General features: G+C 54.9%; 14 protein-coding genes. 11 read left to right on the top strand and 3 right to left on the bottom strand.

Annotated elements, in window-relative coordinates; genetic code table 11:
- Window positions 1–35 precede the first annotated feature (35 nt).
- The 11 genes from QGM61_RS11710 to QGM61_RS11660 all read left to right on the top strand — a co-directional run bounded on the left by QGM61_RS11710 (window position 36) and on the right by QGM61_RS11660 (window position 10393).
- Complete coding sequence (locus QGM61_RS11710) at window positions 36–1295, top strand: glutamate-5-semialdehyde dehydrogenase (protein WP_281133101.1); 1260 nt, start codon at window positions 36–38, stop codon at window positions 1293–1295.
- Window positions 1292–1948: a nicotinate-nucleotide adenylyltransferase gene (gene nadD, locus QGM61_RS11705; protein ID WP_281133100.1), complete on the top strand. Its 657-nt coding sequence runs from the start codon at window positions 1292–1294 to the stop codon at window positions 1946–1948. The genes QGM61_RS11710 and nadD overlap by 4 nt, the downstream gene beginning before the upstream one ends.
- 31 nt (window positions 1949–1979) lie before the next feature.
- Window positions 1980–2342 carry a ribosome silencing factor gene (gene rsfS / locus QGM61_RS11700; protein ID WP_281133099.1) on the top strand — a complete coding sequence of 121 codons (363 nt, stop codon included), beginning with the start codon at window positions 1980–1982 and terminating at the stop codon, window positions 2340–2342.
- Window positions 2339–2809, top strand: coding sequence for a 23S rRNA (pseudouridine(1915)-N(3))-methyltransferase RlmH (gene rlmH, locus QGM61_RS11695; RefSeq protein WP_281133098.1), 471 nt, complete (start codon window positions 2339–2341; stop codon window positions 2807–2809). The genes rsfS and rlmH overlap by 4 nt, the downstream gene beginning before the upstream one ends.
- 88 nt (window positions 2810–2897) lie before the next feature.
- Complete coding sequence (mrdA, locus tag QGM61_RS11690; RefSeq protein ID WP_281133097.1) at window positions 2898–4862, top strand: penicillin-binding protein 2; 1965 nt, start codon at window positions 2898–2900, stop codon at window positions 4860–4862.
- 76 nt (window positions 4863–4938) lie between these two features.
- Entirely contained in the window at window positions 4939–5817 is an 879-nt protein-coding gene (locus tag QGM61_RS11685; protein ID WP_281133096.1) for a septal ring lytic transglycosylase RlpA family protein, read from the top strand.
- Between the two features lie 127 nt (window positions 5818–5944).
- Complete coding sequence (locus QGM61_RS11680; RefSeq protein WP_317622190.1) at window positions 5945–7051, top strand: D-alanyl-D-alanine carboxypeptidase family protein; 1107 nt, start codon at window positions 5945–5947, stop codon at window positions 7049–7051.
- Window positions 7052–7057: 6 nt separating this feature from the next.
- Window positions 7058–7327, top strand: coding sequence for a YbeD family protein (locus QGM61_RS11675; RefSeq protein ID WP_237134732.1), 270 nt, complete (start codon window positions 7058–7060; stop codon window positions 7325–7327).
- Window positions 7324–8001: a lipoyl(octanoyl) transferase LipB gene (gene lipB / locus QGM61_RS11670; protein ID WP_272907348.1), complete on the top strand. Its 678-nt coding sequence runs from the start codon at window positions 7324–7326 to the stop codon at window positions 7999–8001. The genes QGM61_RS11675 and lipB overlap by 4 nt, the downstream gene beginning before the upstream one ends.
- Window positions 8002–8018: 17 nt before the next feature.
- Window positions 8019–9044 carry a peptidylprolyl isomerase gene (locus QGM61_RS11665; protein WP_281133094.1) on the top strand — a complete coding sequence of 342 codons (1026 nt, stop codon included), beginning with the start codon at window positions 8019–8021 and terminating at the stop codon, window positions 9042–9044.
- The gene (locus tag QGM61_RS11660) at window positions 9041–10393 is read left to right on the top strand and encodes a sodium-dependent transporter (RefSeq protein WP_281133093.1); all 1353 of its coding nucleotides are present in this window, start codon (window positions 9041–9043) and stop codon (window positions 10391–10393) included. Before QGM61_RS11665 ends, QGM61_RS11660 begins: the two co-directional genes overlap by 4 nt.
- A 23-nt stretch (window positions 10394–10416) precedes the next feature.
- Here the strand turns inward: QGM61_RS11660 and QGM61_RS11655 are convergent, their stop codons facing one another.
- The 3 genes from QGM61_RS11655 to QGM61_RS11645 all read right to left on the bottom strand — a co-directional run bounded on the left by QGM61_RS11655 (window position 10417) and on the right by QGM61_RS11645 (window position 14590).
- The gene (locus QGM61_RS11655; protein WP_281133092.1) at window positions 10417–11613 is read right to left on the bottom strand and encodes an aminotransferase class V-fold PLP-dependent enzyme; all 1197 of its coding nucleotides are present in this window, start codon (window positions 11611–11613) and stop codon (window positions 10417–10419) included.
- 2 nt (window positions 11614–11615) lie between these two features.
- Entirely contained in the window at window positions 11616–13106 is a 1491-nt protein-coding gene (locus QGM61_RS11650; protein ID WP_281133091.1) for an aspartate kinase, read from the bottom strand.
- Window positions 13107–13207: 101 nt separating this feature from the next.
- Window positions 13208–14590: a hypothetical protein gene (locus QGM61_RS11645; RefSeq protein ID WP_281133090.1), complete on the bottom strand. Its 1383-nt coding sequence runs from the start codon at window positions 14588–14590 to the stop codon at window positions 13208–13210.
- Window positions 14591–14692 lie beyond the last annotated feature (102 nt).

Here is a 14692-nt window from a genome sequence, read left to right as displayed (position 1 = left end):
CGCCTTTCCAAACTTTTCACTGCGGATTCATTCAAATGAGCGATATCGCAGCCTACATGGACAAAGTAGGCTCACAGGCCAGACAGGCGTCCCGTATCACTGCGGCGGCGACTACTGGCCAGAAAAACCAGGCGCTGCTGGCAATGGCCGATGCTATTGAAAGCAGTCGCGCTGAACTCGAGAGTGCCAATGCGCGCGACCTGGAGGCCGGCAAGGCCAAGGGTCTTGATGCGGCCATGCTTGATCGCCTGGCCCTGACGCCGGCCAGGATCGATGGCATGGTTGAAGGCCTGCGGCAGGTTGCGGCGTTGCAGGATCCAGTGGGCGAAATCAGCGACATGCGCTATCGCCCCAGCGGCATCCAGGTAGGCAAAATGCGTGTGCCGCTTGGAGTGATTGGCATCATTTACGAATCTCGCCCCAATGTGACCTGTGAGGCCGCCAGCCTATGTCTCAAATCAGGCAATGCAGCCATCCTGCGCGGTGGTTCAGAGGCACTGCACTCGAACCAGGCGATCGCTGCCTGTATCCGCCAGGGGCTGGCTGCGGCGGGGCTGACCGAACATGCCGTGCAGGTAATCGATACCACTGACCGCGAAGCGGTTGGCCGATTGATCACCATGCCGCAGTACGTCGATGTCATCGTGCCACGTGGCGGTAAAGGTCTGATTGAGCGCATCAGCGCTGAGTCTCGCGTGCCGGTCATCAAACATCTGGATGGTAATTGCCATGTTTATATTGACGACCGCGCTGATCTGGAGAAGGCGGTAAAGATTACACTGAATGCCAAAACACAGCGTTACGGGACCTGCAACACACTGGAATCCCTGCTGGTTGCCGAGCCAGTTGCCGCTGAGATTCTGCCGCAGCTGGCTGAAGCCATGGCGCCGCACAATATCGAGTGGCGCGCCTGTCCGCAGTCACTGCCATTGATTCCCGGTGCCAGAGAAGCCAGCGCAGCCGACTGGGACGAGGAGTATCTGGCGCCCATCCTGTCGGTGAAAATTGTGGCTGGTCTGGATGAGGCGATCGAGCATATCAATCTCCACAGTTCGGCTCATACCGAGTCTATCGTGACCGAGGACTTCCATCGCGCGCAGCGATTTCTGCGGGAGGTGGATTCCAGCTCGGTAATGATTAATGCGTCGACTCGATTCGCTGATGGATTCGAGTATGGCCTCGGTGCAGAAATCGGCATTTCGACCGACAAACTGCACGCGCGTGGTCCGGTTGGGCTGGAAGGCCTGACCTCGCAGAAATATATAGTGATTGGTGACGGTCACATCCGCACATGACCAATACGTCGGCGAGCATGCGACTGGGAATCATGGGTGGCATGTTCGACCCGGTGCACACGGGACACCTTCGGGTGGCGCAAACCGCTCAGCTGAAACTGAATCTGGACCAGGTGCGCCTGATTCCCTGTTCCATTCCAGGGCATCGCGCCAGCGCACAGACCAGCGCTGAACACCGCCTGGCCATGCTGGAAGCAGCCATCGCGGATTATCCGGGGTTTGTCGTAGATACGCGAGAATTGCAACGACCAGGTACTTCCTACATGGTCGACACGCTCGGCAGTCTGCGAGCGGAATTTCCGCGGGCGACCATGGTCTATATTATGGGCATGGACAGTTTTCTGTCCTTGCCCAGCTGGCACCGCTGGCGGGACATTCTGGACTTGACGCATCTGTATGTGGTCAGCCGTGATGAACTCTCGCAGGCAAATGCAGAACCGGCACTGCAGACGGAGCTGGCGGCACGTCTGGTGTCGAAACAGGAAGATTTGTTCGACACGCGGGCTGGCCGAATTTTGTTTATAACAGGAATCAAACTGCCCCAGTCATCAACACGTGTTCGCCGTGATGCGCGGCAAACCGGTACCATAGCGATTGACGATGTGCCAACAGTCGTCGCCGACTACATCAAGACGCATAAACTATACAGATAACCGCATGCCCTCGGGCTGGAGATAGCAAGCATTGGAAAACAAGCAACTGATTGAAGTGATCACAACGGCGCTGGAAGATATCAAGGGTCAGCAGATCGAAGTGTTTGACGTGGCTGACCTGACACCTTTAACGGACGCCATGGTGATATGTACAGGTACATCCAGTACGCATATCAAGGCTCTGGCAGATGAAGTTGTGGTCAAGGTCAAACAGGCTGGTGCGCCGGTTAGCGGTGTGGAAGGGCGCGAGCAGGCAGAGTGGGTGCTGGTCGATCTGGGGACAGTGGTTGTGCATCTGATGCTGGGCGCCACACGTGCGCTGTACCGACTTGAAGATTTGTGGAGCTTCCGTCCGCAGTCAGCAACCGACAAGCGAGCCACCGACAAAGAGTGAACATCAATCTGATATCCGTGGGTACCCGCATGCCTGACTGGGTCAGTCAGGGCGTGCAGGAATATCAAAAGCGGCTGCCCGCTGATTTCGCCATGAATCTGATCGAAGTGCCTATGGCACGGCGCAGTAAAAACCTTAATGTGGAGCAGATGATGGACCAGGAGGCAGACAGTCTGCTGGCCAAAGTCGGCTCACGCGACTATCTGGTGGCGCTGGATGTGCAGGGCAAGGCATTGAGCACCGAGAAGATGGCTTCACGGGTATCTGATATCCGTGACAATGGTTTTCATCTGAGTCTGCTTGTGGGCGGGCCCGATGGACTGTCACCCAGATGCCTGCAACAGGCATCGGAAAAGTGGTCGCTATCGGCACTTACGCTGCCTCACCCGCTGGTTCGGATTCTGATCGCAGAACAGATTTATCGTGTCTGGAGCGTGATCAATGGCCATCCCTACCATCGCGCCTGAAATTACGTGTAAACTAATTGATAATTAGCCTGTCTACTTAAGTTTTCCGGGGCGTGATGGCCCGGACGAGCGCTGACATCAGGACACTATGGCACACAAATTCCGTTTGGATGAGCATAAACAGGAAATACGGGTTTTCCACGGTCGATTGATCTTCGCGGCCGGGTTCGTGACGCTGCTGGTCCTGATCCTCGCCGGATGGATGATCAACCTGCAGTTGTTCAACCATGATTACTTCTCAGCGCGCTCAGATGGCAACCGACTTCATTCCCAGTTCATACCCCCCACCCGCGGACTGATCTACGATCGCAATGGCAGTCTGCTGGCCGACAATCGGCCAATTTTCAACCTGACGGTAGTGCGAGAGACGGCTACTGATTTTGAAAAATCACTGGAAGTGGTTCGCGACTTCATACCACTTACTGACGAGGACCTGGAGCAATACCGGGAGCGACTGCAGCGACGTGCCGTACCTCACACGTCTGTGCCATTGAAGTTTCAGCTGAATGACGAGGAAATTGCCCATATTGCGGTCAATCAGCACAAATTGCCTGGTTTTGCTGTCGAGGCGCAACTGCTGCGTTATTACCCGTTTGGTGAAGCCACAGCGCACTCGATTGGTTATGTCTCGGAAATTAACCGTGACGAACTTCAGGCCATGAATGAAGAGCAGTCGCGAAACTATCGTGGTAGCAATCACATCGGCAAGATTGGAATTGAGAAGACTTATGAGGAACACCTGCACGGTACTGTAGGCTTCGAAACCGTCGAGAAGAATAATCGGGGTCGTGTCACGCGCGTATTGGGGCGAACCGACCCGGTACCCGGGCTGGATATTCAGTTGCACATGGATATTCAGCTTCAGATGGCGGCAGAGGCTGCCCTGGGTGACCGGCGGGGCGCCATTGTCGCGATCGATCCTGCCACAGGAGGCGTGTTGGCCATGGTCAGCAAACCAGGTTATGACCCCAATCTGTTTGTGACCGGTATCAGTCGTGATCAGCTTAATGAGCTTAACGGGTCACGTTATTCGCCCATGTTCAACCGTGCGATCAACCCCAGAGTGCCTGGCTCCACGATCAAGCCGATCGTAGGGCTTGCCGGTTTGTATCATGGCATTGTAGACAAGGAGTTTACCATTCAGGACCCAGGCTTCTATCGACTGCCCGGACGTTCCCGGCCTTACTATGACTGGACGTGGTGGGTAGATAAGTCAGGTCATGGCACCATCGACCTGGAGCGCGCGATTTATCAGTCATGCAATACCTATTTCAGTCATATCGCGGTTGAACTTGGCATTGATACGCTGCACGACTATCTGTTGACCTGGGGTTTCGGCAGCAACACTGCACTGGATATTCCCAATGCCAATCCCGGCCTCGTGCCATCACCAGAGTGGAAGCGGGAGGCACGCGGAGAGCCCTGGTATCCGGGCGAAACGCCGCCTGAAGGTTTCGGCAATGGCATGTTCCAGGCCACCACTTTGCAGATGGCCAGCGCGGCGGCGACGATTGCCAACCACGGGGTCTTTAAACGCCCCCGCATGCTCAAGGCTGTCCAGAATGGTGTCGATGGCGAGTTTGCGGACACTATTTTTGCGGATGAGGACGTGCTGCAGCCGCTGCTCCCTTCAGCCGAAGACGTGGCCTATGTGCGACAGGCGATGGAGCATACCGTCAGCAAACCCTACGATCGCGAACACCGACGTCACGAGGGCACCGCCTATCCCTACGTGCATGGTGCAGAGCCACTGGCCTATCCGATGGGGGGCAAGTCTGGAACGGCGCAGGTGGTGGGCGTTCAGGTTGATGCACGGGGCAACCGCATGGATCCTGAAACCGTTAATGAGGACCATCTGAATCATGCGATGTTCATTGCGTTTGATGCGTCCCCCAAATCACGCATCGCGGTGGCGGTGTTCATAGAGAATGGCGAAGGCGGCAGCTCGGTTGGCGGACCATTGGCACGGGAAGTGCTGGATGCGTATCTGCTGCCGATCATTGAACAAGAGCAGGTGGATGACGGGTCCCTGTTACTGACAAGCAGTGACTAACACGTTAGTATTGCGGGTCGCATACGATTGAATCAAAGGTAGTTCAGGTGATGTGCGATCAGCCAGAGGCACAATAGTGAAAATAAGAATTTTTGTTGTAGTTGTTCTGGCCGGAGTGCTGGCAGCATGCGGCAGCACATCTACCCCGCGCGGTGACAGCAGCAGTTCACAAAGTGGCCGCTACAGCATCAGTCAGGACCGTGCGCCAACAGCACCTATGGATCCGGCGAGTATTCGCGAGGTTGTGCCCGAACCGCTGCAGAGAACCATGGCCGGCAATCGGTCGCCCTATACCGTCAACGGGCGAAGCTACCGAGTCATGGCGACGGAAGAGGGCTTTCAACAAACTGGTCTGGCATCCTGGTACGGTGAGAAGTTCCACGGCCATTTGACGTCCAATGGCGAGATCTTTGACATGTACCAGATCTCGGCTGCACACACAGCCTTGCCCATCCCCAGTTTCGCCAGAGTTACTAATCTGGAAAATCAACGCAGCATCATCGTTCGCGTTAACGACCGTGGTCCGTTCCACAACGACCGCGTCATTGATCTTTCCTACGCCGCTGCCTGGAAGCTGGGTTTTGCCGACCAGGGCACGGCGCTGGTGCATATTGAATCCATTGTGCCTGGTCAGCAGCTGTTGCTGGCAGCCAATGATGCAGGCAGTGCGGTCACAACAACTGCCAATAACGTCGCTGCAACGGACCTTGTAGCACAGACTGCAGGGAAGTATTTGCAAGCTGGCGCGTTTTCCAGTCGTAGAGCAGCTGAACAGCTGTCGGCGCGACTGCGCGACCTGACTTCTCGCCCGGTGTTTATTCGCTCTGTTCAGAGTAATCAACAGGAGCTGCACCGGGTTCGAATCGGGCCGATTATTGAGCAAAGCGAGATACAGCGCCTGACTGACCTGATGATAGCTGCTGACCTGGGTCAGCCATTTACCGTCGAAGAGTAATTAGTTCATGACAATACAGATTTCAAAAACTGACGCACACTCACCCACCTCCGCTCATTCAGGATTGACGCGCTGGCGTCGCCTGGTTGCCGTGTTGACCACTGCCAGTCTGGTGCTGGCTTCGGCAATGCCGGCTGCGGCTCAGAACATTATGCCCAGAGCGCCGGAAATAGCCGGTAGCAGTTATATTCTGCTGGATGCCAAAACCGGTCACGTCATCATGGAGCACAATGCAGACGAGGCGCTGCCGCCCGCCAGTCTGACCAAGATGATGACCTCTTATATTGCCGAAGTGGAAATCGACAATGGCAATATGAGCTATGACGATCTTGTTTTTATCAGCGAGAAGGCATGGCAGACCCAAGGCTCCAAAACCTTCGTTGATGTAAACAGCCGCGTGCGTGTTGAAGATCTGCTGCGGGGCATCATCATTCAGTCCGGCAATGACGCCAGTGTGGCCATGGCGGAACACATAGCCGGCAGCGAAGCTGCCTTTGCGGACCTGATGAACCAGCACGCCCAGTCCCTGGGTATGTCCAGCTCCTACTTCATTAATTCCAGCGGCCTGGATGATGGCGCCGAAACCAACCTGATGTCGGCGCGCGATCTGGCGACGCTGGCACGCGTCAAGATCATGGAGCACCCTGATCATTACGCCATGTACTCGGAGCGTGAATTTACCTTTAATGGCATTACCCAGGCCAATCGCAATACATTGCTGTTTCGCGATCCGACTGTTGATGGCATGAAAACTGGCTGGACCACGGCTGCAGGTTACTGTCTGGTCGCTTCTGCCGAGCGTGATGGCATGCGCCTGATTTCTGTGGTGATGGGCACTGCCAACGAAGAGGCGCGCGCAGTAGAGACCCAGAAGATGCTCAGCTATGGTTTCCGTTTCTTTGAAACTCACAAACTTTATGATGCCGGCCAGGTTATCAATAATGCCCGCGTCTGGGCCGGGGCGGCCAACAGTGTTGATCTGGGCATCCAGGAAGAAGTGTTCCTGACCATTCCTCGTGGCAGGGCCGAGGATCTGGTGGCAACTCTTGATACAGAAGAGGTGATTCGCGGCGGTTTTGAGGCCGGTGAAGTGCTTGGTCAGGTTAACATCACGCTTGATGATGAGGTGCTGTACACCGGCGATGTCGTGGCAATAGATGCCGTGGAACGTGGTGGCTTCTTTAAGCGTCTGATCGATGCGCTGACGCTGTTCTTCATGAACCTGTTCAGGTAACAGACCATGAGCGAACCGAAAGCGCCAAAAATCGAATTTCCCTGCCAGTATCCGATCAAAGTGATGGGCGAGGCGGTCGAGGGGTTTGAGCTTGACGTGCTGGAAATCGTCAAGCTTCACTCGCCCGGGGTGAGCGCCGACAACATGAATACCCGCGGCAGCGCCCAGGGCAACTATCTGTCCGTAACGATCGTGATCGAAGCTACCGGTGAAGAGCAGCTCCAGGCCCTGTTCGCGGACCTGAAAGGTCATTCGGCGGTCAGACTGGTTTTATGAGTCAGGCTCTGGTTCTTCGGCAACTGGGCTTGCAGCCTTATGTGCCGGTCTGGCAGGCAATGCAGACCTTCACATCCGAGCGGGACCAGACAACACCGGATGAGATCTGGATACTTTCGCATCCACCCGTGTTCACTCAGGGGCAGGCCGGCAAAGCCGAACATCTGCTGGCGCCTGGTGATATTCCGGTGGTGCAAATTGATCGCGGCGGTCAGGTCACCTATCATGGCCCCGGACAACTGGTGGTGTACCTGCTGATCGACATACGACGATCAGGGACGGGCGTCAGGGATCTGGTCAGTGGTATTGAGCAGGCCATCATCGAAACCCTGTCATCATTGAAAGTTAACGCACAGACTCGAACTGGAGCACCAGGCGTGTACGTCGGGGATGCCAAGATCGCCTCGCTCGGATTGCGTATTCGCAGAGGCTGCTCTTATCACGGCCTCAGCCTGAACGTGGCCATGGATCTGGAGCCGTTCTCACGAATCAATCCCTGTGGTTATCAGGGGCTTGCAGTCACTCAGGTGACTGAACTGGTGAATGGTGAAGAGCTGGGCCTGAAGACAGAAGCAGATTACATGCACACAGTAGAAAAACTGCTGTTGCAGGAATTGATCACCCGCACAGGGGTGTACGGTTGGATTGACGTCAGGCAAACATTGCCGACCTGACGATGACAGGAGATTTTATGCAGGATTCGATGAATACACGCCGCCACAAGCGCAGCTTTGTGCAACGAACGCTCGTCGTTCTCGCAACCTGTGGCATGCTCGCCACGACCTCGGTGCTGGCCCAGACCAATACGCTGGTGCGGGTGGCCACTTCCTATGGCGACTTTACGATTGAACTGTTTGATGAGCAGACACCCAATACCGTGCGCAATTTTCTCGGCTATGTGGATCGCGGTGACTACAGCGGTTCTGTGTTTCACCGCTCGGTAGACAATTTTGTCATTCAGTCAGGAGCCTATCGCTGGCTGGGAAACTGCCCACAGGGCGCCAGTCCGGGAATCAACTGCAGTGCACAGCGAATTACCCAGCGTGACGCCGTGGTCAATGAGCCGGGTATTTCCAATACCGCGGGTACACTGGCAATGGCCAAACTGGAAGGAAATCCAAACAGCGCAACCAGCCAGTGGTTCATTAACGTTTCCAACAATGCGGAGGCACTGGACGATCAGAACGGCGGCTTCACAGTGTTTGCGCGCATTCTTGGAGAAGGGCTTGAAGTTGCCGAGGCCATAAACAATCTGACGGAATATGCTATTGGTGGTGAGGCGCAGGCCATGCCTTTGCGCAGCTCAGAAGGGGCGCCATTGCCCTCGAACGGGATTCCACCCGTGACCGAGAACCTGGTGTTGATCAATATGCACCGGGTACAGCGGTTCAGCTCTGCCATGCACGTGTTTGAATACCAGACGGGCATACTCAGCACGAAGGTCAATGCCGGGGACGAGCTCGGACACATGAGCATGCTCCTGCGTGTGGTTGCCGGGGACGATCCCGCCCAGACTTATTTTGAGATTGATCCACGCAGTATGGTGGATCTGGCGATCAACCCCGAGGGTATGGCAAGCTTCAGTACCAGCGATCAGCGGCTGCGTATCCCGCAAGTCGAGATCAATAATAATGGCAACGTCTCTCTGGTGAATAATGTCGTACTCAGAATGGTAGACGAGGCCCGGCTTCGTTTTGTTCTGGAATCCTACGAATGAGTGCACCGCGCGGCGAGTTTAGTTCACGTTTTGGTTTCTTGATGGCAGCCTCAGGCTCAGCAGTGGGTCTGGGCAATATCTGGGGATTTCCAACCAATGCGGCGAGTAACGGCGGCGCGGCATTCCTGTTTACCTATCTGATACTGGCATTCGCGCTGGCTTATCCCGCATTGATGGCTGAACTTATCATCGGGCGTCACGCCAAAGCCAATGCGGTCACTGCATTGAGAGGGCTTTCCACCAGCCCGGCAAGCCGAGCGCTGGGCACTACGGTTGGTTTCGCCGGCATGATAACGGTCAGCTTTATCCTTAGCTTTTACGCCATAGTCAGCGGCTGGATGATGGCCTACATGCTGGCGGCTGGTGCTGATATCGTTGGCGCAAATGCACTTTCCTCCTGGTTGCAGACACCAGGGCTGACACGTGACTCTCTGTTCACTGTTGTATTCATGATGCTCACTATTGCGGTGGTAGTGGCTGGCGTTAAACATGGTATCGAGAAGTGGGCCTCGCGCCTGATGCCATCGCTGGTTGTTATCCTGGTGGCGCTTATTGCCTATGTGATGACACTGGACGGCGCCATGGATGGATTGCGTCTGTATCTGGTGCCTGATTTCAGTCGTGTCGCAGATACGGGCTTGCTGCTCAGTGCCATGGGGCAGGCTTTCTTTTCACTGTCTCTTGGTGTCGGCACTATGCTGATTTACGGGTCCTATATCAGCAAACGGGAAAACCTGCCGGCGCTGGGTGGTATGGTCACACTGCTGGATATTGCAATTGCGGTAACCGCCGGTCTGCTGATTCTGCCGGCGATGATGGTGGCGCTGAACAACGGTATTCAGATTTACGACGATCAGGGTGGCCTGGTCGCCGGTCCGGGACTGATCATCGCGGTATTGCCTGCCTTGTTTGAACAGATGGGCGGCGCTGGCATGCTGGTGGCGCTGGCCTTTTTTGTATTGATGACCATTGCATCGCTGACCTCATCCATATCAATGCTCGAAGTTCCGCTGTCGTATCTGGTTGAGACGCGCTCGGTATCACGCCGCAAGGCGGGGGTTGTGCTGGGTGCGGGTATCGCCGTCATCAGTCTGATAATCGTGTTCAATTTCAACGTGCTGTTCGATCTGGTGGTAAGCCTGACCACCGAATACAGCCAGCCGCTGCTGGGATTCTTCTTTGCCATATTTGCTGGATGGATATGGAATCGCAATGGCATCCTGACTGAAATCAAACAGGGCTGTGAAGGTGCGGAATACGGTCTGTTCTGGCGCATTTGGCCGTTTTATATCCGTTTCATCTGTCCGCTGGCGATTCTTGCAGTTTATGTTCAAATGCTGTTTGCCTGAATATCTGGCCCCAGGCTCAGAGCTCAGGCAATAGCCTGTTTAACCGCGTTGCAGAACCGAGTAATTTCCGCTTCGGTATTAAAATAGTGTACGGAAGCGCGATTGATATCGCCCAGCCCCCGTTCCTCAAACTCCAGGCGTGTATTGCGCTGGCGCAATACAGAGCTATTGATGCTCTGCGCCTGCAGACGCTGTTGCAGCGTCTCTGCAGACAGTGGTGTGTCGAAGGTGACAATGCCTCCCAGGTGTTCACATTGGCTCGCTTCTGCCATGAAACCCGGATCGTGAATACGCACGCCTGAAATACGCGACAGCTGCTGGCGCAAGCTGTGCCCAAGACGCTGGATGGCAGCCGAGGTTTCGGCGATGTTGTTGTCGAGGGCGTACTGCGCAGCAATGGCCAGGCCGATCTTGCCCGCCACATAGTGTTCAAACAGTTCGAATCGCCTGGCGTCGTCCCGCCACTCAAAATGATCGCGCTGCAGCCAGCTGATTGCACTCAGGTCCACGGTAGCCGGTTTCAGATAGTCCAGAATGCTGTGGCGCACATACATAAACCCCGTGCCTCGAGGTCCTCGCAGGTATTTGCGGCCGCTGCCGGTCAGCATGTCGCAGTGGATCTCATTGACGTCCAGTTCAGTCTGGCCCGCGGACTGGCAGGCGTCCAGCAGAAACAGTATGCGGCGCTGCTGGCAGAGTCTGCCCACTTCGGCAGCGGGGTGAATGACACCTGACTGACTGGGTATGTGTGTCAGCGCCACCAGTCTGACATTGTCGTCCAGCGCAGCCTCCAGTTTTTCCAGGTCAATCTGACCCAATTCGTTGTTTGGCACGATATCGATAATCACACCCTGTGTTTTTGCAAGGTGCAGCAAAGACAGGTAATTGCTGGCGTATTCCGAGACACCGGTAACGATATGATCGCCGGCCTCAAAGGGGATTGCCTGCAGCAGGAGGTTCCAGCCGCGCGAGGCATTCTCGACATAAGCGATTTCACGAGGGTTGCAGTTCAGCAGGGCAGCAAAGGCTGTATAGAATCGTTCACTGGCGTCGGCATTTGCCTGCGCAGCCTCGTAGCCGCCCACTGTTTGCTCGAGTAACAGGTGCTGCACAACCGCGTCCGTCACTGGACGCGGCTGCAGCGATGAGCCGGCGTTATTGAAGTGGAGCAGCTCCCGGCACGCCGGGGTGTCACTTCTCAGCAGCTCGATTGGCTTCATGCTCAGGCCAGCTTGATGGCGCGGCCGTGGTTGTATACTTCCACCAGTTGCTCATGCATGGCTTTTATCGCCGTTTCGAAGTCATCCTCGTCCAGCACAAACTGCATGTCGACCTGCCGCATACACTGATGTACACCCTGAATATCAACGCCAGCATCCGCCAGCGCCTTGGCTGTACGAGCCAGCATGCCAGGAATCTTCAGGTCACTGCCAATCGCAGAAACGATACACACCTTGCGCACGTTTATTTCGGCGCCGGGGAACAGATCAGCCAGTGATGCCTGAATGCGCTTGACGGTTTTCAGGTTGGCAGACAGGTAGTGAGTAATAGTGTTGGCATTGAGGTCTTTGTTGATTACCTGTGCCTTGTATCGCGTAATTTGTCCCAGAAACTGTTTCTCGTAATGTGATAGGTCGCCCACCATGTCCTGGTCAAACAGCTCAATGGCATACACACCTTTCCGGCCGGCGATGATTTCAACGCAGGCGGACTCACTAACGTAGTCGCGCGTGATCAAGGTGCCGTTGTGTTCGGGCTCAAATGTATTCTTTACACGCAAATGGATGTTGCTCTGTCGCAGGCCTTTGGCGGCCCGGGGATGGATCGCTTCCATGCCAAGGTTGGCCAGCTGGTCTGCCACGTCATAGTTTGTGCGGCCAATCGGTACCGCTTTGTCTTCGCCGACAATGCCCGGGTCGGCACTGCTGAGGTGAAATTCTTTGTGGATGACTGCTTCGCGAGCGCCCGTCAGCACGGCGATCCTGCTGAATGTCATTTCGCTGTAGCCACGGTCGAATATGGCCATCAGGCCGCCATCACAATGGCTGTAACCGGTTGCAATCGGCAGTTCATTGCTTAGATCGATACCTTCAAAAGCTTTGGTGATATGGTCGTCCAGCGACAGATGTTTGGTACTGGCCCAGCCTGACAAGTCGACGAGACGTGCGTTCAGTCCGTGCAAACGGAGAAGTTGCGCGGTATTGGAGGCGCTGTGCATTTCGCCCAGACTGGCCAGCATCTCGCGAACCGTCAGCAGGTAGTCGGACAGCGCAAAATGGCCGTGCTGACAGAGGCTGGATACGTCTTCCAGAACACTTTCTGCATCGTTCAGACGGTCCAGAATGAAGCTGTCGGCCTCTTCTTTCTCGCTGGGTGGATGCGGTGCGAATAAATCAGCATTGATCTCCAGCATGCGATCGCGCAGTGCTTTAAACGCGTCGCGCCAGCTTTGCTGCTCCTCAGCGTCAGAGAACAGTGCATAAATGCCTGGCTGTCCGGTTTTTTTGTGCTCCAGCAACATGTTGGTGATGCCGGCATACGCTGATACAACAAAGATTCGCTGGTAGTAATCGCCTTTGAGCGCGGGGTTCATGAAGATATTCTGTCGAACGGCGTCAAATTGACTCATGGAAGTGCCGCCGATTTTTTCGACGGTGTGCTTCTTGTCATTGTCTAGACTACTGGCGGCAACTGATGCATTGGCGTCTGTCATTTGTCATCCTGTGGTGATGAATGGGAATATCAAAGCCGCGACATTATAGCGTATCGGCTACAGGATTTCATGACAGTGCCCCCGGGCGCGCCGGTAGCCGCTTAGTCGAGGATGTGGAAATAGATGTATTGCGCGTCCGGATCCTGCGGAATCGGATGGTCCTCGCGCGTAAGCGGCAGTGGAGTGAACAGCGACTTGAAGCCATCACAGAGTGTGTTAAATATCACTTCCTGGATGATCAGGATGTTGTAGTGGCGCAGCCCCAGATCATCGGCACGTGCGTGGATGGCTTTCTGGATGACAGGGTGCTTACGAAGTTCTTCATAACGATAGGCCTGGACCAGCGCATCACCAAAAAGGTCGTAAGCGCGAATACCACTGCTCTGGAAGGTGCCCTGTACCGAATTGTAGGCTAGCCCCATAGCCGCCTTGATTGGATAACCATAGGCGAATTTGTCGACCTCCGTGTTAAACGCTCTGAACATCAGTAGGGCGGTTTCAACGGCATGGTCTGCAAGCGTGTGTTTCTGATCCGTCAGGAAAGGATACCCGACCGCACTGATGAAACCGTCGCCAGTCTCCTTGAGTCGGAATGCGCGTGCCTGTAATGGGTTGTGTTTGTAACCCATCATGCATATCTGCGAAAACGCCCGGAATACTTCGAGGAAAAAATCCTGAGTTCGTTCATGTTTTATATTGCTTGAGTTCTGGATATCAAAGACGTTGATAATGGCCTTGCTTTTCTCAACCGGCATGGTGGATTCGAGCTGATCGCCAGCCTTGATTCGCTCCAGCTGGTGAGGGTAAACCAGTTTGGACAATTGCTTGTACAGATGCTGACGGGTGTCTGCGTCAATGGATTTGTAGTAAAAGCGTGTCTGTATTCGGCGGAAAAACAGCCAGCTGACAATGATGCCGCCCAGATAACCCTGCACCAGCTGTATCGCGTTGATGGCGAGGAACTCCGGATTGATCAGGAATATCAGAAGGGCGGCCAGCAGAGCAAAAATAGTATTGCGCAGCAATGTCAGTGCAAAACTTATGTGGTACGAAAAGGCGGTGGTCATCAACACCACAAAGTTGATCTGGCCAGACAGCGCCAGGAAGGCGTCAGACTGATAACTCTCTGAAAGGTTGGGCTCAAACACAAAATGCAGTGTCAGGCAGAACCCCCCCAGAATACTCAACAGGAAGACGTCGAGAACACTGCGTGAATATTTTTCGAAGCCTGCAAACAGCAGCGTCAGTAGCGGATACAGAAACACCAGCGCAATGGGTGGAGCATAGGCAAACATACTGTGCAGTGCGTAGGGATTGCCGCTCTCCTGCAAATTACTCCAGGTCAGCATCGAAGACAGGGCCAGCAAAACCGCTGCGGCTTTCCCTGGCCAGTTACGCAATGCCTTGGCAGCATCCTCGCGCATTTCGTCCCTGAATTCTGCAGCGTGCTCTTTACAGTACGCCGCGTATTTGTCTGTTTTCATAGTCGCAAAGTCATGATGCGGGCCTGATTCTGTGTGTGTGCCGATTATACATAATTGGTGCCAGTCGGCAATTGCGAACACGCGGACTGGAGTGTATAACAA

Origin of the sequence: Pseudohongiella sp. SYSU M77423, from assembly GCF_029911965.1 — a bacterium.
Classification (GTDB): Bacteria; Pseudomonadota; Gammaproteobacteria; order Pseudomonadales; family Pseudohongiellaceae; genus Pseudohongiella.
Note: the sequence above shows the minus strand (reverse complement) of the source record. Positions and strands in the feature narration are given on the sequence as shown.